24 protein-coding genes and 1 pseudogene are annotated in these 24,126 nt (G+C 70.2%); 23 read left to right on the forward strand and 2 right to left on the reverse strand.

Going from position 1 to position 24,126, the window contains the following annotated elements; translation table 11 throughout:
• Positions 1–318 precede the first annotated feature (318 nt).
• From rho to BJ992_RS08460, 22 genes and pseudogenes are all read left to right on the forward strand, one after another.
• Positions 319–2,253: a transcription termination factor Rho gene (gene rho, locus BJ992_RS08355; protein ID WP_184979338.1), complete on the forward strand. Its 1,935-nt coding sequence runs from the start codon at positions 319–321 to the stop codon at positions 2,251–2,253.
• A 656-nt stretch (positions 2,254–2,909) separates the two neighbouring features.
• Positions 2,910–4,202 (forward strand): sensor histidine kinase, encoded by a 1,293-nt coding sequence (locus tag BJ992_RS08360; protein WP_184979339.1) that lies wholly within the window; start codon positions 2,910–2,912, stop codon positions 4,200–4,202.
• 79 nt (positions 4,203–4,281) lie between these two features.
• Positions 4,282–4,929, forward strand: a complete 648-nt coding sequence (locus BJ992_RS08365) for a response regulator transcription factor (RefSeq protein ID WP_184979340.1) — start codon at positions 4,282–4,284, stop codon at positions 4,927–4,929.
• Positions 4,930–5,199: 270 nt separating this feature from the next.
• Entirely contained in the window at positions 5,200–5,418 is a 219-nt protein-coding gene (gene rpmE, locus BJ992_RS08370; RefSeq protein WP_184979341.1) for a 50S ribosomal protein L31, read from the forward strand.
• A gap of 173 nt (positions 5,419–5,591) precedes the next feature.
• Positions 5,592–6,644: a peptide chain release factor 1 gene (gene prfA / locus BJ992_RS08375; protein ID WP_184979342.1), complete on the forward strand. Its 1,053-nt coding sequence runs from the start codon at positions 5,592–5,594 to the stop codon at positions 6,642–6,644.
• Positions 6,645–6,678: 34 nt separating this feature from the next.
• Positions 6,679–7,533, forward strand: coding sequence for a peptide chain release factor N(5)-glutamine methyltransferase (gene prmC / locus BJ992_RS08380; protein ID WP_184979343.1), 855 nt, complete (start codon positions 6,679–6,681; stop codon positions 7,531–7,533).
• A gap of 45 nt (positions 7,534–7,578) precedes the next feature.
• Positions 7,579–8,274 (forward strand): annotated as a pseudogene (locus BJ992_RS08385) (L-threonylcarbamoyladenylate synthase); the annotation flags it as partial.
• Between the two features lie 570 nt (positions 8,275–8,844).
• Positions 8,845–10,722 (forward strand): hypothetical protein, encoded by a 1,878-nt coding sequence (locus BJ992_RS08390; RefSeq protein ID WP_184979344.1) that lies wholly within the window; start codon positions 8,845–8,847, stop codon positions 10,720–10,722.
• 10 nt (positions 10,723–10,732) lie between these two features.
• Positions 10,733–11,113 (forward strand): hypothetical protein, encoded by a 381-nt coding sequence (locus tag BJ992_RS08395; RefSeq protein WP_184979345.1) that lies wholly within the window; start codon positions 10,733–10,735, stop codon positions 11,111–11,113.
• A gap of 177 nt (positions 11,114–11,290) precedes the next feature.
• The gene (locus BJ992_RS08400; protein WP_184979346.1) at positions 11,291–12,559 is read left to right on the forward strand and encodes a serine hydroxymethyltransferase; all 1,269 of its coding nucleotides are present in this window, start codon (positions 11,291–11,293) and stop codon (positions 12,557–12,559) included.
• Positions 12,560–12,619: 60 nt separating this feature from the next.
• The gene (locus BJ992_RS08405) at positions 12,620–13,930 is read left to right on the forward strand and encodes an MraY family glycosyltransferase (protein WP_184979347.1); all 1,311 of its coding nucleotides are present in this window, start codon (positions 12,620–12,622) and stop codon (positions 13,928–13,930) included.
• Positions 13,931–14,093: 163 nt separating this feature from the next.
• Complete coding sequence (locus tag BJ992_RS08410) at positions 14,094–14,519, forward strand: Cg1360 family ATP-synthase-associated protein (protein WP_184979348.1); 426 nt, start codon at positions 14,094–14,096, stop codon at positions 14,517–14,519.
• 75 nt (positions 14,520–14,594) lie between these two features.
• Positions 14,595–14,807 (forward strand): AtpZ/AtpI family protein, encoded by a 213-nt coding sequence (locus BJ992_RS08415; RefSeq protein ID WP_184979349.1) that lies wholly within the window; start codon positions 14,595–14,597, stop codon positions 14,805–14,807.
• 58 nt (positions 14,808–14,865) lie between these two features.
• Positions 14,866–15,651, forward strand: coding sequence for a F0F1 ATP synthase subunit A (gene atpB, locus BJ992_RS08420; protein WP_184979350.1), 786 nt, complete (start codon positions 14,866–14,868; stop codon positions 15,649–15,651).
• A gap of 69 nt (positions 15,652–15,720) precedes the next feature.
• Entirely contained in the window at positions 15,721–15,951 is a 231-nt protein-coding gene (atpE, locus tag BJ992_RS08425; protein WP_184979351.1) for an ATP synthase F0 subunit C, read from the forward strand.
• Positions 15,952–16,007: 56 nt separating this feature from the next.
• Entirely contained in the window at positions 16,008–16,544 is a 537-nt protein-coding gene (locus BJ992_RS08430) for a F0F1 ATP synthase subunit B (protein WP_343072969.1), read from the forward strand.
• Complete coding sequence (locus BJ992_RS08435; RefSeq protein WP_184979353.1) at positions 16,544–17,353, forward strand: F0F1 ATP synthase subunit delta; 810 nt, start codon at positions 16,544–16,546, stop codon at positions 17,351–17,353. Before BJ992_RS08430 ends, BJ992_RS08435 begins: the two co-directional genes overlap by 1 nt.
• A gap of 38 nt (positions 17,354–17,391) precedes the next feature.
• Positions 17,392–19,044 carry a F0F1 ATP synthase subunit alpha gene (atpA, locus tag BJ992_RS08440; RefSeq protein ID WP_184979354.1) on the forward strand — a complete coding sequence of 551 codons (1,653 nt, stop codon included), beginning with the start codon at positions 17,392–17,394 and terminating at the stop codon, positions 19,042–19,044.
• Between the two features lie 3 nt (positions 19,045–19,047).
• Positions 19,048–19,950 carry a F0F1 ATP synthase subunit gamma gene (locus BJ992_RS08445; RefSeq protein WP_184979355.1) on the forward strand — a complete coding sequence of 301 codons (903 nt, stop codon included), beginning with the start codon at positions 19,048–19,050 and terminating at the stop codon, positions 19,948–19,950.
• A 9-nt stretch (positions 19,951–19,959) separates the two neighbouring features.
• Positions 19,960–21,387 (forward strand): F0F1 ATP synthase subunit beta, encoded by a 1,428-nt coding sequence (atpD, locus tag BJ992_RS08450; RefSeq protein WP_184979356.1) that lies wholly within the window; start codon positions 19,960–19,962, stop codon positions 21,385–21,387.
• A gap of 52 nt (positions 21,388–21,439) precedes the next feature.
• Positions 21,440–21,841, forward strand: coding sequence for a F0F1 ATP synthase subunit epsilon (locus tag BJ992_RS08455; RefSeq protein ID WP_184979357.1), 402 nt, complete (start codon positions 21,440–21,442; stop codon positions 21,839–21,841).
• Between the two features lie 52 nt (positions 21,842–21,893).
• Entirely contained in the window at positions 21,894–22,259 is a 366-nt protein-coding gene (locus BJ992_RS08460; RefSeq protein ID WP_343072558.1) for a DUF2550 family protein, read from the forward strand.
• 171 nt (positions 22,260–22,430) lie between these two features.
• On the opposite strand, the gene BJ992_RS08465 is transcribed toward BJ992_RS08460, so the two are convergent.
• Positions 22,431–23,021 carry a cob(I)yrinic acid a,c-diamide adenosyltransferase gene (locus BJ992_RS08465; protein ID WP_184979359.1) on the reverse strand — a complete coding sequence of 197 codons (591 nt, stop codon included), beginning with the start codon at positions 23,019–23,021 and terminating at the stop codon, positions 22,431–22,433.
• A gap of 160 nt (positions 23,022–23,181) precedes the next feature.
• Between BJ992_RS08465 and BJ992_RS08470 the strand changes: the two genes are divergently transcribed.
• Positions 23,182–23,499 (forward strand): STAS domain-containing protein, encoded by a 318-nt coding sequence (locus BJ992_RS08470; protein WP_184979360.1) that lies wholly within the window; start codon positions 23,182–23,184, stop codon positions 23,497–23,499.
• A 65-nt stretch (positions 23,500–23,564) separates the two neighbouring features.
• Here the strand turns inward: BJ992_RS08470 and BJ992_RS08475 are convergent, their stop codons facing one another.
• Positions 23,565–24,104 (reverse strand): TetR/AcrR family transcriptional regulator, encoded by a 540-nt coding sequence (locus BJ992_RS08475; protein WP_246496561.1) that lies wholly within the window; start codon positions 24,102–24,104, stop codon positions 23,565–23,567.
• Between the last annotated feature and the right edge of the window lie 22 nt (positions 24,105–24,126).

A 24,126-nucleotide genomic window follows, 5' to 3' on the forward strand; every position in this document is an offset into this window, starting at 1 on the left:
GGCCGCGCAGCGGGCTTCCCGAATTCCTCGCCTCCGCTTGGCCCACAACCGGTTGGCGCGTCGAGAAGCGGCGTACTCGGGGACATGCGCGTTCGACTGACATCGACATCTGGGCGGCGGTAACCAGCCGGGGGGCGACCCCCGGGCCCCCAACGGCTCGCGAATCTCGACGGTGACGGCCACGTGCCGGTTCGACGCACCGGCTTCCCGACACCCAAGAAATTCGTGCGGCCCGACCCGGTCTGTCCCGCCGGGTCGCATCAACGGGACGCCTGGCTGATCGCGGCCGGCGCCCGACCCCTGGGAAGGACCTTTTAGTTGAGCGACACCACCGAACTCCTCTCCGACACCGGCGCAGCGCCGGTCGCCGGCGACACCCCCACCCGCGCCGCGGCACGGCCGCGCCGTCGCTCCGGCACCGGCCTGTCCGCCATGGTGCTCCCCGAGCTTCAGGCTCTGGCGTCGAGCCTCGGCATCAGCGGGACGGGGCGCATGCGCAAGGGCCAGCTCATCGCGGCGATCCAGGAGAAGCAGGGGGTGAGCGCCGACGGCGCCGCCGCTCCTGCCCCCGCCGCCGAGGCGCCTGCCGCGCCGGCCGTCGCTGAGACGCCGGTCGAGCGGCCCACCCGTACCCGCAGGGAGCGTTCCCGTCCGGCCGTGGCCGCCGAGCCCGTCGCGGAGGTCCGTGACGAGCGGCCCGTGGCCGCCGAGGCGCCGATCGCCGAGCAGGCCCCTGTCGTCTCCGCGGCTCCCGAGGCCGTCTCCGCCGCGCAGGCCGAGACCAGGCCCGAGCGTGGCGAGTCCCGCCGCGAGCGCGGCGAGCGCCGTGGCCGCGACCGCCGTGAGCGGGGCGACAACCGTCCTGACAACCGCAACGACAACAGCCGTCCCGAGCAGCGCGCCGCCGACGCCGGCGACCGCCGCGAGCAGAGCCGTGACCAGGGCCGTGAGCAGGGCCGTGACCAGGGCCGCGACCAGTCGCGGGACCGGTCCCGTGACCAGGGTGCGGACGCTCAGGGTGACGACGACCGCCGTGGCCGCCGCGGCAGGTTCAGGGAGCGCAACCGCCGCGGCCGTGACCGTTTCGACAGCAACGAGCCCGTGATCGGCGACGACGACGTCCTGATCCCGATCGCCGGCATCCTCGACATCCTCGACAACTACGCGTTCGTGCGCACCAGCGGCTACCTGCCTGGTTCCAACGACGTGTACGTGTCGCTGGCCCAGATCCGCAGGAACGGCCTGCGCAAGGGCGACGTCATCACCGGCGCCGTGCGCCAGCCCCGCGACGGCGAGCGCCGCGAGAAGTTCAACGCTCTCGTGCGGCTCGACACCGTCAACGGCATGGACCCCGAGCAGTCGCGCGGCCGTCCCGACTTCAGCAAGCTCACCCCCCTGTACCCGCAGGAGCGGCTGCGCCTGGAGACCGACCCCAACATCCTCACGACGCGGATCATCGACCTGGTCGCACCCATCGGCAAGGGCCAGCGTGGTCTCATCGTGTCGCCGCCGAAGGCCGGCAAGACGATGGTGCTGCAGGCGATCGCCAACGCGATCACCCGCAACAACCCCGAGTGCCACCTCATGGTCGTCCTCGTGGACGAGCGGCCCGAAGAGGTCACCGACATGCAGCGGTCGGTGAAGGGCGAGGTCATCCACTCGACCTTCGACCGTCCGGCCGAGGACCACACCACGGTCGCCGAACTCGCCATCGAGCGCGCCAAGCGGCTCGTGGAGCTCGGTCACGACGTGGTCGTGCTGCTCGACTCCATCACCCGCCTCGGCCGCGCGTACAACCTGGCGGCGCCGGCGTCCGGACGCATCCTGTCCGGTGGTGTCGACTCCACGGCCCTGTACCCGCCGAAGCGCTTCTTCGGCGCGGCGCGCAACATCGAGAACGGCGGCTCGCTGACGATTCTCGCCACGGCGCTGGTCGAGACCGGCTCCAAGATGGACGAGGTCATCTTCGAGGAGTTCAAGGGCACCGGCAACGCCGAGCTGAAGCTCAACCGTTCCCTGGCCGACAAGCGGATCTTCCCCGCGGTGGACGTCGACGCGTCCGGCACCCGCAAGGAAGAGATCCTGCTGTCCAAGGACGAGCTGCAGATCGTGTGGAAGCTCCGCCGCGTCCTGCACGCACTCGACATGCAGCAGGCTCTTGAGCTGCTGCTCGAGAAGATGCGCGAGACCCAGTCCAACGCGGAGTTCCTGCTCCAGGTGCAGAAGACCACGGTCAGCTCCGACCGCGACTGATCCGACGACGGGTCCCGTACCCGGCGGCGACCCCGGCCCTTCGCACGGCCGGCCCGCCCCGGACCACCCGCTCCGGGGATGAGAAGGGTGCACACGGAACCCGTCACAGGGGGAGATCGACATACGGGGGACGACGACGGCCGGTGCTCCACCGCGCCGCCGCCGTCCGTCCCCGTCCGTTCGCCGTCCCGGCGTCCCGTGACCGGAATCTCTGTCACCGACCGCTGCGCCGTCCTTCGTCCCCGGCCACGCGGGCCGTCGGCGTCCCGTGACCGGAATCTCTGTCACCGACCGCTGCGCCGTCGTCCGTTCCCGGCCACGCGGGCCGTCGGCGTCCCGTGACCGGAACTTCTGTGACCGGCTGCGCCGCCGTCCGTCCCGTCCCTGGCCACTCGTGCCTTCGGTGTCTCACGACTGGAACCTTTCACCGGTTCTTCTGTCACCAGGCGGCCGGTGCCACCGGTGTTCTCTCACCGTCCTTCCGGTCACCCGTGTTCATGTCACCTGCGTGTCTATGCCTGGCGTCATGGCGCAGGGTGGTGCCAGCCCTACCTCAGGGCTGTTGCCCGCCGGATGGCGTACGGCGGCGGTGGTTGGCACGCTGAGGGTGGGCCGGTGAGCGGTCCGCCGGCCGGGGTGCGGGAGGAATGAAGATCATGACGGTGGGGGCGGCGCGAGCCGGGGAGAGCCTGCGGGACAGGGTGCCGCTCGGGCCGCGGGGGCCGATCGGGTTGTTCCTCGATCCGCTGACGTGGCGTGCGGCGGTCTATCTGCTGTTCAGCATCGTGCCGGGGCTCTTCTGGTTCACCGCGCTGGCGGTCGCGGTCTCGGTGTCGCTCAGCCTGCTCATCGTGTGGATCGGGGTGCCGCTGTTCCTGCTGACCATCCTGTGCTGGCGTGGCGGGGCGATGCTGGAGCGGCGGCTCATGCGGCCGGCGTTCGGCATCACGATCCGCGACCCCTACCGGCCGTGGCCGGACGCGGGGCTCGCGCGGCGGCTCATGTGGCTGCTGTCCGATCCCGCGACGTGGAAGGACTTCGGGTACCTGCTGCTGCTGTTCCCGCTCGGGTTCGTCGAGTTCACCCTCTCGGTGGTGCTGTGGACGAGCTCGATCGGCTTCACGCTCCAACCGGTGTTCGTCGTGCTCGGCGTCCCGACGCTGACCACCCCCGACCTGGTGGTCGACACGATCCCCGAGTCGATTCCCTGGATGGTCCTCGGGCTGGCGATCACCGCCGGCACTCTGTACGTCGTGCGCGGCATGGCCTGGCTGCACGGCATGCTCGCCGTCGCGCTGCTCGGCCCGGGTGACGAGGAGCGGGTCACCCACCTGCGGGCCAGCCGGGCCCGGGGGGTCGACGCCGCCGAGGCCGAGCGGCGCAGGATCGAGCGCGACCTGCACGACGGAGCGCAGCAGCGGCTGCTCGCCGTCGCCATGGACCTCGGCCGCGCGCAGGCCAAGATGGAGTCCGACCCGCAGACCGCCAGGGAACTGCTCGCGTCGGCCCACGCCGGGGCCAAGGCCGCCATCGCCGAGCTGCGCGACCTCGCACGCGGCATCTACCCGGCCATCCTCACCGACCGCGGCCTGGACGCCGCGCTGTCCGCGCTCGCGGCCCGCGCGCCGGTCCACGTGGACGTGACGGTGGACATGGACCACCGTCCGCCGCCGGCCGTGGAGAGCATCGCCTACTTCGTGGTCGCCGAGTCGCTCACCAACATGACCAAGCACTCCCTCGCCACCGAGGCCTCCGTGCGCGTCACCAAGGAACGCGACCACGTCCTCGTCGAGGTCCACGACAACGGCATGGGAGGCGCCGAGGCCCGTCCGGGTGGCGGCCTCGCCGGCCTCGCCGACCGCGCCGCCACCATCGACGGCACCCTCACCGTGCACAGCCCACCAGGGGGCCCCACGGTGATCTCGGCCCGGCTACCGTACGAATGGTGAAGCGCAGGGGAGCAGTCGTGCCGGTGGAGTCCGCGGTCGGCACAGGTGGTGCCGTGGCCGGCTCGTCGGGGGTCTCGCCATGCGGGTGGTGATCGCCGAGGACTCGGTGCTGTTGCGTGAGGGGCTGGTGCGGCTGCTCGCGGACGGCGGCATCGACACCGTGGCGGCGGTGGGGGACGGTGAGGCGCTGGTCGAGGCGGTGCGTGAGCACGATCCCGACCTCGCGGTGGTCGACGTCCGCATGCCGCCGAGCCACACCGACGAGGGCCTGCGGGCCGCGCTCGCCGCACGCGCGCTGCGGCCCGGACTGCCGGTGCTGGTGCTGTCGCAGTACGTCGAGGAGCACTACGCCACCGAGCTGATCGGCCGGGGGGCCGCCGCCGTGGGTTACCTGCTCAAGGAGCGGGTCGCCGACATCACCGAGTTCCTGGAGGCCGTGCGCCGTGTCGCGGCCGGCGGCACCGTGCTCGACCCCGACGTGGTGACCCAGCTGCTCAGCCGCCGCCGGCACGGCCAGGCCGTCGACTCTCTCACCGCACGCGAACGCGAAGTCCTCGGTTTCATGGCCCAAGGCCGGTCCAACACCGCCATCGCCGGCCGTCTCGGCGTCACAGAAGGCGCCGTCGAGAAACACATCTCCGGCATCTTCGGCAAACTCGGCCTCGGCCCCGCTCCCGACGACCACCGCCGCGTCCTCGCCGTCCTGGCCTACCTCGGCCACACCTGACCGGGTCGAAGGGGAACGGGGCCGGAGTCGTGAGGTGATCGGGTCGTTCACGGTCGGAGAGGATCGTGTCGACCTTCAGGGACGGTGGGGTTCCCGCTCTTGCGTGGCTGGTGGAAGCGCCGGGAATGCGGGGTGGGCCGGGGTGGTTACAGGATCTGGCACACTGGTAGCCGGACAACGGCGGTTCCGGTTCACGCCCCGTGGCCTCGTCAGGTGACGACGGCGAAGCGGTGAAGGCGACCCGGCGGCCGCGACCAGAGAGGAAAAGACATGAAGTCCGACATTCACCCGGAGTACGGCACCACTCAGGTGACCTGTAGCTGCGGCAACAGCTTCACCACCCGCAGCACCGCCAAGAACGGCGTCATCCACGCCGACGTGTGCTCCGCCTGCCACCCGTTCTACACGGGCAAGCAGAAGATCCTGGACACCGGTGGCCGGGTGGCCCGCTTCGAGAAGCGGTTCGGCAAGAAGCCCGCGAGCAAGTAGCCCGGCGCGAACGCCGGTCCGGACCGCGTCCCGCCACGGGACGTCGCCGGGCCGGCGTTCTTGGTGACGGCCGGGGAACGTCCCGTGGCCGGCGCCTTGGTGACGGCCCCGAGTGTCCGCCGCGGGGCCGTGGACACCCGGCTCGGCACCGGCGGTGAGGGAGAGGAAGCGCGGTGAAACTCGACGAGTTGCTCGGTGAGTACTCGGAGCTGGAGCGGAGCCTTGCCGACCCCGCCGTGCACGCCGACCAGAACCGCGCGCGCACGCTCGGCAGGCGCTACGCGCAGCTCACCCCGATCGTGACCACCTACCGCGAGCTGGAAGGCGTACGCGCCGACCTTGAGGCCGCCAAGGAGCTGTCGGAGGAGGACGCCGCCTTCGCGGCCGAGGCCGAGGAGCTCGAAGGCCGCATCGGGCCCCTTGAGGAGCGGCTGCGCCACCTGCTCATCCCGCGCGACCCCAACGACGACAAAGACATCATCATGGAGATCAAGGCCGGTGAGGGCGGCGAGGAGTCGGCCCTGTTCGCCGGCGATCTCCTGCGCATGTACCTGCGCTACGCCGAGCGCGAGGGCTGGAAGACCGAGATCATCGACGCGCAGCACTCCGACCTCGGCGGCTACAAGGACGTCACCGTCGCCGTGAAGGCCAAGGGTGCCGACGGCGTGTGGGCCCGCCTGAAGTACGAAGGCGGCGTGCACCGCGTGCAGCGGGTGCCGGTCACCGAGTCGCAGGGCCGCATCCACACCTCGGCGGCCGGGGTGCTGGTGTACCCCGAGGCCGAGGAGGTCGACGTCCAGATCGACCCCAACGACCTGCGGGTGGACGTGTTCCGCAGCTCGGGCCCCGGCGGCCAGAGCGTCAACACCACCGACTCGGCGGTGCGGATCACCCATGTGCCGACCGGCGTCGTGGTCTCCTGCCAGAACGAGAAGAGCCAGCTCCAGAACAAGGAGTCGGCGCTGCGCATCCTGCGGGCCCGGCTGCTCGCCATCGCGCAGGAGGAGGCCGACGCCGCCGCGTCCGCCGAGCGCAAGTCGCAGGTGCGCACGGTGGACCGCTCCGAGCGCGTCCGCACGTACAACTTCCCGGAGAACCGCATCTCCGACCACCGCGTCGGCTTCAAGGCCTACAACCTCGACCAGGTGCTCGACGGCGAGCTGACCGCCGTCATCCAGGCGCTGACCGACGCCGAGATGGCGGAGAAGCTCGCCGCGCACGCATGACGACACCCCACACGGAGCGTTCACCCACACCGCCATGAGCCTGCTGATGGACGAGATAGCGCTGGCCACCGCCCGGCTCGCCGAGGCGGGGGTCCCCTCGCCGCGCACCGACGCCGAGGAGATCGCCGCGTTCGTCCACGGCGTGCGGCGCGGCCAGCTCCACACCGTGAAGGACGGCGAGTTCGACGCGCTGTTCTGGGAGGGTGTCGCGCGGCGTGCGGCACGTGAGCCGCTGCAGCACATCACCGGCCGCGCCTACTTCCGCTATCTGTCCCTGGAGGTCGGCCCCGGCGTGTTCGTGCCGCGTCCGGAGACCGAGGTGGTCGCCGGGTGGGCCATCGACCGGCTGCGCGAGATGGACGTCGCGTCACCGCTGGTCGTGGACCTCGGCACCGGCTCAGGGGCCATCGCGCTGTCCATCGCGCAGGAGGTGGCGCTGGCGCAGGTGCACGCCGTCGAGGTGGACCCCGTGGCGTACGGCTGGGCCAAGCGCAACATCGTCGAGCACGGCCAGGGCCGGGTGTCGCTGCACCCCGAGGACCTCGCCGACTGCCTCCCCGAGCTGAACGGCCGGGTGGACCTCGTGATCTCCAACCCGCCGTACATCCCACCTGGCGCGGTGCCGCGCGACCCCGAGGTGCGCGACTACGACCCCTCCCGCGCGCTGTACGGCTCGGGTCAGGACGGGCTGGACGAGGTGCGGGCCGTCGAGCGCACCGCGCGCCGGCTGCTGCGCGCCGGCGGCCTGGTCGCCGTCGAGCACTCCGACCAGCAGGGGTCGGAGGTCTACCTGGTGTTCTCCGAGGACCGGGGCTGGCGGGACACCCGTGACCATGAGGATCTGGCCGGACGGGACCGGTTCGTCACCGCGAGGTACGGCCAGGAGTGAGGCCGCGGCGCGAAGTGCCCGCGCCACGTGGGAGGATGACGATTCGTGACACGACGTTATGACTGTGCCGACCCCGGGCAGCGGGCCGAGGGCCTCGCCGCCGCGCTGGCGGCCGTACGGGCCGGTGAGCTCGTCGTCATCCCGACCGACACCGTGTACGGCATCGGCGCCGACGCCTTCACGCCGTTCGCCGTCAACGCGCTGCTCGACACCAAGGGCCGTGGCCGCGACGTCCCCGTCCCCGTGCTCGTCGGTTCGGTACGCGCGGCGAACGCACTGGTCGAGGAGCTCGGTCCCTACGGCCAGGACCTGATCGACGCGTTCTGGCCGGGGCCGCTGACGCTGATCCTGCGGGCCGGCCGTTCGCTCAGCTGGGATCTCGGTGACACCAAGGGCACTGTGGCGGTCCGCATGCCGCTGCATCCGGTGGCGCTCGAACTGCTCAAGGAAAGCGGCCCGATGGCCGTCAGCAGCGCCAACCGCACCGGCGCGCCGCCGGCCACCACCGCCGCCGAGGCGGAGGAGCAGCTCGGCGACGACGTGGCGGTCTACCTCGACGGCGGCCCGTGCGCCGACGACATCCCGTCCACCATCGTGGACCTCACCACGGCCGTGCCCCGCGTCCTGCGCCAGGGTGCCATCCCGGTCGAGAAACTCCGCAACGTCATCGGCTACGTCGCCACCGACGGCGGACCAGCCCCGAAGCCGTCCACCACGACGACCCCGGCCGACGAGCCGGCGACCGCCACGACGACTCCGGCGGACAAGCCGGCGGGTTCTACGGACGAGCCGGAGCCGGCCGCGGCTGAGCCGGTCGTGGACAAGCCTGAGCCGACCGCGGACAAGGTTGAGCCGACCGCGGACAAGGTTGAGCCGACCGCGGACAAGGTTGAGCCGACCGCGGACAAGGTTGAGCCGGTCGTGGACAAGGCTGAGCCGGTTGCGACCGGCACGGCTCCAGTCGAGGAGCCGGGTTCCGCTCCGGCGCGGACCGAGGACGTCTCCGGGGAGCGGCCCGTCGTTCCGCCGGCGGAAGGGGCCGTCGTCACTCCGGCCGAAGGTTCCGCTCCTGCCGGTCCGGCTCCGGCGCCGCAGGCGAGCCCGGCCAAGAAGACCGATCCGGAGGCCGGCTCCGCGGGCTGAATCATGCTCTATGGCTATCGGGCCACCGTGGAGCGGGTGATCTCAGTACCGTGATGTGCGGCTGTGCTCTTGAGCGCCGGGCCGTGGCGAGAGAGCATTGGCGCGGGCAGGCGGGAGCCTGTCCGTCGAGGCGGACCACGAGCGCGACCACGAGCACGGGAGACGCCGATGGGCAAGCTGGAAGGAATGGACCCGAAGCTGGTCCGCGAGCTGCTGGCCGAGGTCAAGGCGGCCGGCACGCGCATGCGGAACGTCGAGTCCCGCATCACCCAGCTCACCGGCGCCGCCGGCGTCTCCGTGCCTGTCACCCACCGTCCGGCCCAGGTGGCCGACGCCGGTGAGACGCTGGTCCGCGACGTCAACGCCAGGCTCACCCTGCTGGAGAAGCAGGAGAAGCAGAAGAACCCCTCCACCGGCCCCACCGGCATGAAACTCCCCACCGGCAAGGACGGCGCCAAACCCAAGGACAAGCCCGACAAGGACGCCACCCCCGAGGCGGGCCCCAAGGACAAGTCCCCCGAAGCCACCCCACCGGCCGACAAGGACGCTCCAAAGGACAAGGACGCTCCCAAGGCCGACAAGCCTGACAAGCACGAAAAGCCCGAGAAGAACGACGCGCCGAAGGACGACGGGCCGAAGCACGACAAGCCTGAGAAGAACGACGGTCCGAAGGGTGAGAAGAACGACGGGCCGAAGGGCGAGCCGGACAAGACCCACAAGGTGGAGCCACCTCCCGCCGACAAGCCCCACCACAACGACAAGCCCGAGGCCACCCCGGTCGACAAGAACGACCCACCGAAGGCCGACCACGACCGGCCCAAGGCCGACAACGACGCGCCGAAGGCCGACCACGACCGGCCGAAAGCCGACAATGACGCGCCGAAAGCCGACAAGCCCGACCACAGTCCGAAGGCGGAGAAGCCCGACACGTCCCCGGACGGCAAGCCGGACGCACCGGCGGAGCGGCACACCTCCAAGGACGACAAGCCCGGATACATCGAGCCGATGGGCCCGAAGTCCGGCGGCGACGCGGTCTCCGGCCCCTGGCAGGAGACGTCACCCGCTCCGGACCCGTCACCTTCCCCGGAGCCGTCACCGTCCCCTGAGTCCATCGCGCCGCCGGACGGCCCCACGGCCGGCGACCCCTCCGGCCGCACCCCGTATCCCGAGGCGCAGCTCCCGGTCTACCCCGGCGACGCACCCGACCCGTACCCCCAGGCCGTCGACGCGATGACAGGCGACGCGGGCTCCGCCCCCCAGCCGGACGGTTCCTACCCGTACCCCACCTCCGGGTCCCCCGAGCCCGCCGTCACGACCCCACAGGCCGACGGCTCCGCGTCCGGGTACGGGCCGTCTCAGGGGGACGGCGCGGGAGCGGTTCCGCAAGGCGACGGCACGGCCCCTGCTCCCGCCGGTGAGTACGGCGGGACGCCGTCGCAGGCGGACGGCCTGGTGGGGACGCCGGTGGACGGTGGGGGAGCGGCGGCGCCTGGTGACGACGCGCGGGTGGGTGCTGGAGGCGGGGATCAGCTGGACACCCCGCAGAAGGACAATCCCCACGACATCGACACCTCCGAGGAGCGCACCCGCGTGATCGAGGTGGACGGTGTGCGGGTCGTCGAGGTCACCATGAAGCCGCCGAGTGCCGAGCACCTGCACTGGCTGAGGGAGCACATGGCCGAGATCCCGCCGCTGGACACCCCGGTGATCGTCCCGCCGGACGGCGCCGACCCGGGACATCCCCGTCCGGACGGGCCGGTGGGGGAGCGAGCCCCGGGTGAGCCGACCGGTCAGCGCGAGCCGTCGGCCCCGCTGCCTCCCGACCCCGGCCAGCCGGCGCACGGGACCGGTGAGCGGGAGCCGTCCGCTGCGTTGCCTGCCGATCCCGGTCGAACCGGTGAGCATGAGCCGTCCGGCTCGGCCGTGCACGGTCTGGCTGGCCCTGTGAGCGAGGCACGCGGCTCGGGTCACGTGCAGTCGGGGGTTTTCTCGCCTGGTGAGGACGAGGCGCGTCAGGGCCGTCACAGCGACGCGCACGGTTCGTGAGGAGGGGCAGATGAATGTCGACCCGCCGGCGCCTCAGCCGCTGCAGCCTGGTGAGATGCCGCCGTCGTCCGCCTCCGACCCGTTCAGCCCGGACGGTCAGACCACGAGCTGGCGGTTCAACCCGGAGTACCAGAAGCTCGTGGACCTGTGGCAGCAGGCCCAGCCGCTGCTGGAGACGCTGACGGCGTCCTTGGACCGGGCCTACCAGATGGCCCGCAGCCGCGACGTCTGGGACGCGCCGGTCGCCGAGCGTTACGTCCAGGACATGACCGAGTGGAAGAACCGTCTCGACATGTACCGCCAGTCGGTCCTCACCGCGATCAGCGACCTGGCCGCCGACACCCCGAGGTGGATCCCGGCGGCTTCCACGGCTCCGCACGCGTACAACTGAGCGCGCCGTCACGTCCGGCGAAGGGCTGAGGGGTTTCTCCGGACCGGCGGTGAAGCCATCGGCCGAGTGGTCTCCCCGGAGTGTCCGGCGACTTCTGCCGCGCCGCCCCGACGGGGAGGCGCAAGGGGTCCGGCGTACTGTGGGAAGCGGTGTCTCTCGTGCGGGGGAGGGGGGGTCGTGGGTCGCAGGGGTGGAGTGTTCTTCGGGGCGGACGCCGAGGCGCTGGCGCGGGGGGATCCGGAGGTGGCGGAGGCGCTCGGGCAGGAGCTCGGGAGGGTGCGGGGGCGGTTGCAGCTGATCGCCAGTGAGAATTTCGCCTCTCCCGCGGTGCTGGCGGCGCTGGGGTCGGTGATCGGTGGCAAGTACGCGGAGGGGTATCCGGGTGCGCGGTTCCACGCGGGGTGCGAGGTCGCCGACCGGGTGGAGCGGCTGGCGGTGGAGCGGGGCAAGGAGCTGTTCGGGGCCGAGCACGTGAACGTGCAGCCCTATTCGGGGGCTGTGGCGAACCTCGCGGCGTTCGCGGCGCTGCTGCGGCCGGGGGACACGGTGCTCGCGATGGAGCTGTCCCACGGGGGGCATCTGACGCACGGGTCGCGGAGCAACTTCTCGGGCCGGTGGTTCGACGTCGTGGGGTACGGGGTGCGGCGGGACACCGAGACGATCGACTACGACGAGGTGCGGGACCTGGCGCTGCGGCACCGGCCGGACCTGATCATCTGCGGGGCCGCGTCGTATCCGAGGACGATCGACTACGCCGTGTTCCGGGGGATCGCGGACGAGGTGGGGGCCTGGTTGCTGGCCGACGTGGCGCACGAGATCGGGTTGGTCGCCGGCGGGGCCGTGCCGTCGCCTGTGCCGTACGCCGACGTGGTGACCTTCACGACGCACAAGTCGCTGCGCGGGCCGAGAGGCGGCGCCATCGTGTGCACGCCGGAGGTCGCGGGACGGGTGGACCGCGCGGTGTACCCGTTCGTGCAGGGAGGGCCGCTCATGAACGTCATCGCGGCCAAGGCGGTGGCGTTCGGTGAGGCGCTGCGTCCGGAGTTCCGCGGGTACGCCGCCGACGTGGTCGCCAACGCCAAGGTCCTCACCGGAACCCTCGCCGAGGAGGGGCTGCGGCCGGTGACCGGCGGCACCGACACCCACATGGCGCTGGTCGACGTGCGGGACGCCGGGACGACCGGGCTGGCCGCGGAGACGGCGTGCGCGCAGGCCGGCATGGTGCTCAACCGCGCCACCGTGCCGTACGACCCGGAGCCTCCCCGGGTGGCCTCGGGCCTGCGTCTCGGCACGTCGTGCGTGACGACCCAGGGCATGGGTGTGCCGGAGATGAAGGAGATCGCTTCGTTGGTGGCGCGCGCGGTGCGCGATCCCGGTGCGATAACGTCGGTGGCCGAGCGGGTCGCGAGGCTGACCGCTGGTCATCCGGCGTATCCGCCGGGTTAATGTGTCGTTCTATGTACTTTTCCGGTCACATGTGACCGGGCGATACGGGAAACTGGGTCCGTGCGCGAATACCTCCTCATAGCGCTGGTGGCGGCAGCGGTCACCTATCTGCTGGTGCCACTGGTGAGGGTCTTCGCGCTGCGCATCGGCGCCGCGCCTGAGATCCGCGAGAGGGACGTGCACACCGTCCGCACCCCTCGCCTCGGCGGCCTCGCCATGTACGCCGGCATGCTGGCCGGGCTGTTCGTCGCCACCAAGCTGCCGCACCTGGGGGAGACCCTGGCCGCCACCGAGATCGGCGACGGCAACACGGCCCTGGCCCTCGCGCTGGCCGGCGGCATCATCGTGGTCACCGGCTTCTTCGACGACTGGTGGGGGCTCGACGCGTTCGTGAAGCTCGTCGGCCAGATCGCCGCCGCGGGGGTGCTGGTGGCGTTCAAGCTCACCATCTTGTGGATCCCGCAGCCGAACGGCGGCACCATCAGCCTCGACGACACGCTGCGCACGATCATCACGATCCTCGTCGTCGTGGTGGCCATCAACGCGGTCAACTTCGTGGACGGCCTGGACGGCCTGGCCGCCGGCATCGTGTGCATCGCCGCGATGGCGACGTTCGTCTATTCGCTCGCGCTGTCGCAGAACTCGTTCGTCACCACCGACCACGAGCCGACCCGCCTGAACGTCCCGGCGATCATCGCGGCGATCCTCATCGGCATGTGCCTCGGTTTCCTGCCGCACAACTTCAACCCCGCCAAGATCTTCATGGGGGACACCGGCGCGATGCTCATCGGCCTGGTGCTCGCGTCGTCGGTGGTCACGGTGACCGGACGGGTCGACTACTCCGGCATCACCGAGATCAACCGTTTCCCCGTCGTGCTGCCGGTGCTGCTCCCCGTGGCGGTGATGGTCCTGCCGTTGATGGACCTGCTGATGGCCGTGGTGCGCCGCACGTCGCAGGGCCTGTCGCCGTTCGCCCCCGACCGCGGCCATCTGCACCACCGGCTGCTCCAGATCGGCCACTCGCACCGCCGCACCGTGCTGATCATGTACGCGTGGACGTTCCTGTTCGCCGCGAGCGTGGTCGGCATGTCGGTCGGCGGCGTGCCGCTGATCCTGTTCCCGCTCACCGTTCTGCTCGCGCTGATCGTGCTCGTGATGATGGCCCTGCCGCTGTGGCGGTCGGGCCGGGGTGGCGCGCACGCGCGGCCGGTCGGCGGCCCGGGGTCCGGCGACGCCGGCGACACCGAACGGCCCGGTGCCGAGACGAGAGACGGCGCGGAGACGAGAGGCGCCACGCAGGGTACGGCTGTGCGCGGCCTTCCCGCGCAGGGGTCGCCTCCGGACGCGAGGGCGAGTGCCACCACTCGTTGACCTGCTGTTCACCTGGTGGTGGGTCGTTCTGTCACCTCGGCGAAAGCCCTGGTAAAGGACCACTCCCCGAGCTTGTGATATCTTTCACTAGCAGGGGCGACGAGACGGTCGCTCCGTAAGGAAGCAAACGCTCGCTTGACAACCTGTTCTCTCTGGAGCGCCGATGCAGGCTAACGACGTGCGCGCACTCAAAGGCGCGGCGATACCAACCATCGCGGTCGGGCTGGTCGTGGTCGTGGCGGCGGCGTTCCTCGCGGGAGGGCCCGGCGCGCTCGGCGCGGCGATCGGCGTCGCGCTGGTCGTGGTCTTCTTCACCCTCGGTCTGATGGCCGTCACCTGGGCCGGCCGCGTGTCGCCGCAGATGATGATGGTGGCGGCGGTGCTCGGCTACCTCGTCAAAGTGATCTTCCTGGTCCTGCTGCTGGGCTCCTTCAAGGACGCCACCGCGTTCTCCCCGCGCGCGCTCGGCTGGAGCGTCCTGCTGTGCACGATCGCGTGGACCGCCGGCGAGATCAGGGCCTTCCTGAAACTGCGCATGCTGTACGTCGACCCCGGCTCCGAGGTGCCAGGTCAGGGCGGCAGGACATGAGGCGTAGGATTTCCCGGGGGCCGGGCGGGCCCGATATGACTAGTCCCTTGCCCGCCTGCTATCGTCGTGCCCGCGATGAGCGAGCAGCGCAAGCCCGAGGAAGACGGCCGCGACTTCGCCAATGCCGCATGGTCCATCCCGAGCTATCTGATCGCCGGGATGCTGGCCTGGGGAGGCATCGGCTGGTTGCTGGGCCGTTGGCTTGGCGTGGAGGCGTTCTTCCCGATAGGCATCGTCTTCGGAGCCGTGCTCGCGGTCTACCTGGTCTATGTGAGGTACGGACGCTGAGCGTCCCGATCACTTCTCGCAGTCTTCTGTTGAACCACCACCTTGGAGGGAACGCCGCGTGAGCGCGCTGACGGTCCTCGCCGACGAGTTCGAGGCCCCGGGGCCCTCGATCTTCAATTTCCCCCCGCTCTGGGAAGGCGCCCCGGGGTGGGCGACGAAGCCTGTGTTGTTCGCCTCGGTAGGCGCGCTGCTCATCTGCGCGCTGGCCTGGAGTGCGTTCGCCAAGCCCAAGCTCGTGCCGCGCGGCATGCAGAACCTCGGTGAGATCGGCTACCTGTTCGTCAGGGACGAGGTCGCGAGGCCGTTCCTCGGCAAGGACGCCGAGAAGTGGATGCCGCTGCTCGTGCCGCTGTTCTTCCTGGTCTTCTGCTGGAACCTCATGGGGGTCTTCCCCGGCATCCAGCTCCCGATCGCGTCCCACATCGCGTTCCCCGCGGTGCTCGCGCTGGTCATCTACATCGTCAAGCTGTACCTCGGCTTCAAGCACCAGGGCTTCACCGGCTACTTCAAGAACCTCGTGCCTCCCGGGCTGCCGAAGCCGGTCTACGCGCTGCTCATCCCGATCGAGCTGCTGCAGAACTTCGTGACCGCGCCGTTCACCCACGCCGTCCGACTCTTCGCGAACATGTTCGCCGGTCACATGATCCTGGCGTTCTTCAGCGCGGTCGGCTTCTGGTTCCTGTTCGAGGCGCTCACGCCGTTCGGCGCGCCGGTCGGCATCCTCGGTGTGATCATGGCGACGCTGATGACCGGCTTCGAGATGTTCATCCAGTACCTGCAGGCCTTCCTGTTCACGCTGCTGGCGGCCATGTACATCGGCGCGTCCCTGCACCCGGAACACTGAGAAAGTCCCTGAACCCGAACAGCCAAGACCGGTGCACCGGCACCGGCCGAAAGTAAAGGAATCACAGCAATGAGCATTCTCGCTGAGGTCTCCGGCAACGTCACCGCCATCGGTTACGGCCTTGCCGCCATCGGCCCCGGCATCGGCGTGGGCATCATCTTCGGTCAGGGTGTGCAGGCCATCGCGCGCCAGCCCGAGGCGTACGGCCTGATCCGCCAGAACATGCTCCTCGGCTTCGTCCTCACCGAGGCGCTCGCCCTGATCGGTCTGGTCGCGCCGTTCATCTTCCAAGCCATCTGACCGAGGCGCTCATCCTCTGACGGAAGGCTGCATCCATGACATCAATGACGCCGGCAATCGCAGTACTGGCGGCTGAGGAGAACAATCCCCTCATCCCGCACACCTACGAATTGGTCGTCGGCAGCTTCGCGTTCCTCCTGGTGCTGGTCGTCGTCGGCAGAATCCTCGTCCCCCGCATCCAGAAGACCCTCGCGGAGCGGACCGAGGCCATCGAAGGCGGCATCAAGAAGGCCGAGGACGCTCAGGCCGAGGCACGCGCCACGCTGGAGGAGTACCGCGCCAAGCTGGCCGAGGCCCGGCACGAGGCCGCGCGCATGCGCGAGGAGGCCCGTGAGCAGGCCGCGCAGATCAAGGCCGAGCTGCGGGAAGAGGCCCAGGCCGAGGCCCGCCGCCTGGTCGAGGCCGCGCACGCTCAGATCGAGGCCGACCGTCTGCAGGCGTTCACCCAGCTCCGTACCGAGCTCGGCCGCCTGTCGACCGAGCTGGCCGCGCGCATCGTGGGTGAGTCCCTTGAGGACCCGGCCCGCCAGTCGCGCGTCGTGGACCGGTTCCTTGAGGAGCTGGAGTCCACGGGCCAGGCGGCGGTGCGCTGATGAGAGGCATGAGCCGTACGTCGTTCGCCGCCGTGGAGGAGCGCTTCAACGCGGTGGCGGCGGCGGCCGAACTCGGCCGGCTGGCCGAGGACCTGCACGCGGTGGCCGTCCTGCTGGACGGCCAGCACGCGCTGCGCCGCAACCTGTCGGACCCGGCGCGGCCCGCCGGGCAGAAGGCCGAGGTCACGCGCTCCCTGTTCGGCGGCAAGATCGAAGCCGCCGCGCTTGAGGTCGTGGTGGCCGCCGTGTCACAGCGCTGGTCCCGCTCGCCGGACCTCGCCGACACGCTGGAACGGCTCAGTGTGGTCGCCGCGGCGGCCGACGCCGAGTCGCGCGGGATGCTCGACGACGTCGAGGACGAGCTGTTCAGGTTCGGCCGCATCGTCGAGGCCAACCCGCGGCTGCGCATGGTGCTCGCCGACGTCGCGGTGCCCGCCGAGGGCAAGGCGCGGCTGCTCGCCGAGCTGCTGAGCGGCAAGGTCACCCCGGTCACGCTGGGCATGGTGACCCGGCTCGCTGGGTACTCGCGCGGACGTAGTTTGGAAGCGGGCCTCGATGAGTACATCAGGCTCGTCGCCGAGCAGCGGCAGCAACTCGTCGCCGTCGTCCGAAGCGCCGTGCCGCTGACCGAAGCCCAGAAGCGGCGCCTGGCCGACTGGCTGCGCACCACTTACGGGCGGGACGTCCACCTGAACACCGAGGTGGACCCGCGGGTGATCGGTGGATTCTCGGTCCGGCTGGGAGACGAGATGATCGACACCACGATCGCAGGACGTATCGAAGAAGTCCGCCGCCGATTGGCCGGCTAGGAGTCGTGGCGGCCGATGATTAGGGAGACTGAAGAGAGATGGCGGAGCTGACGATCCGCCCGGACGAGATCCGGGAAGCCCTTGAGCGCTTCGTTCAGGCATACGAACCGGAAGGCGCGGCGCGCGAGGAGATCGGTACCGTCGTCGACGCCGGTGACGGGATCGCCCACATCTCCGGCCTTCCCTCGGCGATGGCGAACGAACTGCTGGAGTTCGAGGACGGCACGCGCGGTCTGGCGCTGAACCTCGACGTACGTGACATCGGTGTCGTCGTCCTCGGCGACTTCAGCGGCATCGAAGAAGGCCAGTCGGTCCGCCGGACGGGTGAGGTCCTGTCCGCGCCGGTCGGCGACGCCTTCCTCGGCCGCGTGGTGGACCCCCTGGGGAACCCCATCGACGGCAAAGGCGCGATCGAGGCCGAGGGGCGCCGTCCCCTCGAAGTGCAGGCCCCCTCGGTCGTCCAGCGTCAGCCGGTGAAGGAGCCGTTGCAGACCGGCCTCAAGGCGATCGACGCCATGACGCCGATCGGCCGCGGCCAGCGCCAGCTCATCATCGGCGACCGCGGCACCGGTAAGACCGCGATCGCCGTCGACACGATCCTCAACCAGCGGGAGAACTGGGCGAGCGGCGACCCGTCCAAGCAGGTGCGCTGCGTCTACGTCGCCATCGGCCAGAAGGGTTCGACGATCGCGCAGGTCCGGGCCCGTCTGGAGGAGGCCGGCGCGATGGAGTACACGACCATCGTCGCCGCTCCGGCGTCCGACCCCGCCGGTTACAAGTACATCGCTCCGTACACCGGTTCCGCCATCGGCCAGCACTGGATGTACCAGGGCAAGCACGTCCTGATCGTCTTCGACGACCTGACCAAGCAGGCCGACGCCTACCGCGCCGTCTCGCTGCTGCTGCGCCGTCCGCCGGGCCGCGAGGCGTTCCCCGGCGACGTGTTCTACTTGCACTCGCGTCTGCTGGAGCGCTGCGCGAAGCTGTCGGACGACATGGGTGCGGGCTCGATGACCGGCCTGCCGATCATCGAGACCAAGGGCAACGACGTCTCGGCGTTCATCCCGACCAACGTCATCTCCATCACCGACGGCCAGTGCTTCCTGGAGACCGACCTGTTCAACGCCGGTGTCCGTCCGGCGATCAACGTCGGTATCTCGGTGTCGCGAGTCGGCGGCTCGGCGCAGGTGAAGGCCATGCGCAAGGTCGCGGGCACGCTGCGTCTGTCGCTGTCGCAGTACCGCGACCTGGAGGCGTTCGCCGCCTTCGCCTCCGACCTGGACGCGGCCTCCCGCGCTCAGCTGGAGCGCGGCGCGCGCCTGGTGGAGCTGCTCAAGCAGCCGCAGTACACCCCCTTCCCCGTGGAGAAGGAGGTCGTCTCGGTGTGGGCCGGCACCAGCGGTGAACTGGACGACGTGCCCCTCGAGGACATCGGCCGGTTCGAGACCGAGTTCCTTGAGCACCTCAGCGGCCGCAACAAGGGCATCCTGGACGCCATCCGTGAGACCCGCGAGATGAACGACGACACCGTGACCGCGCTCAAGGAGGCGATCACGGACTTCAAGCAGACCTTCCAGACCTCCAGCGGCGAGCTGCTCGTCAACGACGAGCCCGTCGACGCGCTGGAGGCCGACGAGGTCGGCCAGGAGAAGGTCGTCAGGCACGTACGTCCGACCAGCGAGAAGAAGTAACGCATGGGTGCCCAGCTCAGGGTGCTGCGGCGGCGTATCCGAGGGGTCAAGTCAACGGCGAAGATCACCCGGGCGCAGGAGCTCATCGCGTCGTCGCGCATCATCAAGGCGCAGCAGCGCATGGAGGCGGCCGTGCCGTACGAGCGCGAGATCACTCGCGCCGTGTCGGCCGTCCTCAGCAACTCGGCGGACATCGATCACCCGTTGACCGTCGCCAAGGACCGTCCGGCGAGCGCCGGCGTCCTCATCGTGACCAGCGACCGCGGTTTCGCCGGCGGTTTCAACGCCAACGTGCTGCGTGAGGCCGAGGCGCTCGCCGCTCACCTGCGTGAGCGCGGCACCGAGATCCGGCCGTACGTCGTCGGACGCAAGGGCATCACCTGGCATCGGTTCCGGGGCCGTGACATGGCCGGCGAGTGGTCGGGGTTCTCCGACAACCCGCTGTACGCCAACGCCAAGGAGATCGGCCAGGCCCTGATCGGGTCGTTCTCCGAGGACAACGGCATCGACGAGATCCACGTGGTGTACACCGAGTTCCGCTCGATGCTCACGCAGCAGGTGCAGGTCAAGCGCATCCTGCCGCTGGAGGTCGAGGAGACCACGGAGGCGCCGCCTGGCGGGCCGCTGCCGTACTACGAGTTCGAGCCGACCGCGGGTGAGGTGCTGAACCAGCTCCTGCCCCGCTACATCGAGTCGCGCATCTACAACGCGCTGCTGCAGTCGGCCGCCTCGGAGCACGCGTCCCGGCGTCGCGCCATGAAGTCGGCGACCGACAACGCCAACGAGCTCATCCGGGTGTTCACCCAGCAGATGAACCAGGCACGCCAGGCCGAGATCACCCAGGAAATCAGCGAGATCGTCGGTGGCGCCAACGCGCTGGCCGACGCCGCCGCGGGGAAAGAGTGAGAAACCACAATGACAGCTGAGACCGTCGCGACCGGCGTGGGTCGCGTGGCGCGCGTCACGGGCCCCGTCGTCGACGTGGAGTTCCCCGTCGAGGCGATGCCGGACATCTACAACGCTCTGACCGTCGAGACCACTCTCGGCGGCGAGACCAAGACGCTCACCCTGGAGGTCGCCCAGCACCTGGGGGACAACCTGGTGCGCGCCATCTCCATGCAGCCCACCGACGGCGTGGTCCGCGGTGTGGCGGTCGCCGACACCGGCGGCCCCATCTCCGTACCCGTCGGCGACGTCGTCAAGGGCCACGTGTGGAACGCGCTCGGCCAGCCGCTGGACACCGACGCCGCGTCGCTCCAGGTGAGCGAGCGGTGGGGCATCCACCGGCCGTCCCCGGCGTTCGACCAGCTCGAGTCGCGCACCGAGATGCTGCCGACCGGCATCAAGGTCATCGACCTGCTCACCCCGTACGTCAAGGGTGGCAAGATCGGCCTGTTCGGCGGCGCGGGTGTCGGCAAGACCGTCCTCATCCAGGAGATGATCCGCCGGGTCGCGCTGAAGTTCTCCGGTACGTCGGTGTTCGCCGGCGTCGGGGAGCGCACCCGTGAGGGCAACGACCTGTGGCTGGAGATGGAGGAGGCGGACGTCCTCAAGGACACCGCGCTGGTGTTCGGCCAGATGGACGAGCCGCCGGGCACCCGTCTGCGGGTCGCGCTGTCCGCACTGACCATGGCGGAGTACTTCCGCGACGTGCAGAAGCAGGACGTGCTGCTGTTCATCGACAACATCTTCCGGTTCACCCAGGCCGGTTCCGAGGTCTCCACGCTGCTCGGCCGCATGCCGTCCGCGGTGGGGTACCAGCCGACCCTGGCGGACGAGATGGGTGTGCTGCAGGAGCGCATCACCTCGACCCGCGGCCACTCGATCACCTCGATGCAGGCGATCTACGTCCCCGCGGACGACATCACCGACCCGGCGCCGCACAACGCGTTCGCGCACCTCGACGCGCAGACCGTTCTGTCCCGGCCGATCTCGGAGAAGGGCATCTACCCCGCGGTGGACCCGCTCGACTCCACCTCCCGCATCCTCGACCCGCAGATCGTCGGCGACGAGCACTACCGGGTCGCGCAGGAGACCAAGCGGATCCTGCAGAAGTACAAGGAACTGCAGGACATCATCGCGATCCTCGGTATCGACGAGCTCTCGGAAGAGGACAAGGTCACCGTCCAGCGAGCCCGCCGGATCGAGCGTTTCCTCTCCCACCCGATGTACGCCGCCGAGGCGTTCACCGGTCAGCCGGGTGAGTTCGTGCCGGTGGACGAGACCATCCACTCCTTCAAGGGGCTGTGCGAGGGCGAGTACGACCACCTGCCCGAGCAGGCGTTCTTCATGGTCGGCGGCATCGACCAGGCCATCGCCAAGGCGAAGGAACTGGCTCGCTGACGACGGGACGCCGGCACGGCCCTGCCGTGCCGGCGTCCGAGAGAGGTATGTGATGGCGAAACTGCGCATCGGGGTCGTCTCACCGGAACGGGAGATCTGGGCCGGCGAGGCGGACATGGTGATTGCCAAGACCGTGGACGGAGAGATCGGTATTATGCCGAATCACGCTCCGGTTCTCGGCGTTCTCGTAGAGGGCGGAGTGCTGCGCGTCAAGCGCGGTGAAGCGGGCGACATCGTCGCGGCGGTCCACGGCGGGTTCATCTCGGTGGCCGACAACGACGTGTCGGTGCTGGCGGAGACGGCCGAGCTCGGCAGCGAGGTCGACGTCGCCGCCGCGAGGGACGCCCTGCAGCGAGCGCTCGCCTCGGTCGAGGCCGACGGCGAGGACACCGAAGCCCAGGTCGAGGCGAAGCGGGCGAGGGCCCGGCTCCGCGCGGCCGGGGAAGAGGTCTGACGGAAACACCCGGAGTGAAGTGGGGGCGGCGATGGCGGCGCTGGACATTCTCGTGAGCGTTGCGGCGATCGCCGTCCTGCTCGTCCTGAGGGCCGTGTTGCTCGCTCGATCCCGGGGCACGGTGCTGTGCAGCATCCGCATCGGGAACCGTGCCTGGCGGAGCGGGGTAGCCCGCTACGCCGGGGGGGAGCTCCACTGGATCCCCTTCTTCGGACTACTACTGAGGCCGCGTCACGCTATCGCGAGGCGCGGCCTCACTGTTTCCACCCGCCGTCCGCTCACCGGTGAGGAAGGCCCCGCGGGGTACTGGACGGTCGACTGCGGCGGGGTGTCGCTGGCGATGAGCGAGGACGCGCTGACGGGTTTCCTGGCCTGGGTGGAGTCCGCACCGCCGAGCGCGCATCTGGACGCCGCCTGACCACCGTGCCACCGGCACGACCCTGAGCCAACCCGGACGGCCGCGACCGGCCCGGGACGACCACTGCGGCCCGTGAGCCGGCCCGGAACGACTCCGGGTGGCCGGAACGACGCCGTACAGTCCTGAGCGGGTCCCTGCGGCTGGAACCCGCCGATCATGAGGACAGCCTCGTCAGCGAGTGCCACCGGGCTTCCAGAGCACCTCCTGGCCCGCCGCCGCCACCCGGCACAGGATGAACAGCAGATCGCTCAGCCGGTTGAGATAGCGCGCGGTGAGCGGGTTCACGTCCTGGTGCGCCTCCAGAGCGGCCCAGGTGGTGCGCTCGGCGCGCCGCACCACCGTGCGGGCCACGTGCAGCAACGCGGTACCCGGCGCGCCTCCCGGCAGGATGAAACTGCGCAGCGGGGTCAGGCCGGCGTTGAACCGGTCGCACTGCCGCTCCAGGCGGTCGACGTACTCCTGCTCCACCCGCAGCGGCGGGTACGGCGGGTCCTCGCGCACCGGCATGCACAGGTCCGCGCCGAGGTCGAACAGCTCGTTCTGCACCAGGGAGAGGACCTCGACGACCTCGGGTGCGAGACCGCCGAGGGCCATCGCCGCGCCGATGGCGGCGTTGGCCTCCTCGACGTCGGCGTACGCGGCGAGCCTCGTGTCGGTCTTGCGGGTGCGGCTCATGTCGCCGAGCGCGGTGCCGCCGTCGTCACCGGTCCTCGTGTAGATGGTGGAAAGCACGACCGGGTTGTCGTTGTCAGCTCGCGTCATGCGGCCAGCGTAACGAGCGCCGGACCGTGACGGGCCGGGGCCTTGACCCGTTCGATGCGTCCGGTGAGCGCTCCGACCAGGAAAGGAGGGATAGAGCGGGTGAAGGTGGGCAGGAGAAGTGGCGCGGCTCCTGGGCCGCGCGCGACGCGAGGAGGACTCCATGCGCAGCCGGACAATTCCGGAACGGCAGGTCGTCGACGTCGGCTCCCGCCTGGACGGAGGCACGGTCGCCGGGTTGCGACCGCGCCTTCACGACGCCGTGGACCGCGGTGAGGGCGACCTGGTCCTCGACCTGTCCGGCCTGGAGATGATCGACGCGGCCGGTCTCGGCGTCCTGGTCGGCACCCACCGCCGCGCCCTGCGCGCCGAACGCCGGCTGGTGCTGCGTGGCGTGCCGCCTCGTGTCCTGCGGGTGCTGGCGATCACTCGTCTGCACCGGGTGATCACGGTGGAGATGCCGGAGGCGGCGGTGGCCTAGCCGGCCGGCTCGGCGCGCCGGAGGCGGCCGGAGGCTTGGGGGGTGTACGGCCCGGCGACGGGCCTTCAGGAGCCGAACGAGCGCCGGAAGATGTGCACGGCGGTCTCGACGAGATGCTCCAGCGGAGGTTGCCGCTCGGCGAGCACCCACTCGATCAGCAATTCCTGTATGGCGCCGACCATGCCGAGCGCCAGCAGATGCCGGTGACTCGGCAGGCTCGCGGGCAGGTTCGTGAGCGCGTCCTCGATGAGGTCGGTGAACCCGGCGACGGCGCGTTGCCGGTGCACGGAGAGGATCTCTCCGGCACGGCGCACCTCAAGGTGCATGATCCTGGCGCGCCGTACGTCCCGGGTGACGAAAGTTATGTACTCCTGGATGCCCGCTTCGATACGGCTGTCCGGGTCCGGCGGCGCGTCGCCGACGGCCCGGGAGACGGCGAGCATCGTCTCGTCCACGCAGCGCTCGTAAACGGCCCGCATGAGATCTTCACGACCGGAGAAACATTCATAGAAGGCCCTGTTGGAGATGCGGGCCGAGGCGCACAATCGCTCGATCGTGGTCGTCGTGAATCCGACACCGGCGAACAACGTGTATGCCGCGTTCATCAACCGCTGCCTGCGGTCGGCT

The sequence above is a fragment of the Sphaerisporangium rubeum genome (assembly GCF_014207705.1).
Classification (GTDB): Bacteria; Actinomycetota; Actinomycetes; order Streptosporangiales; family Streptosporangiaceae; genus Sphaerisporangium; species Sphaerisporangium rubeum.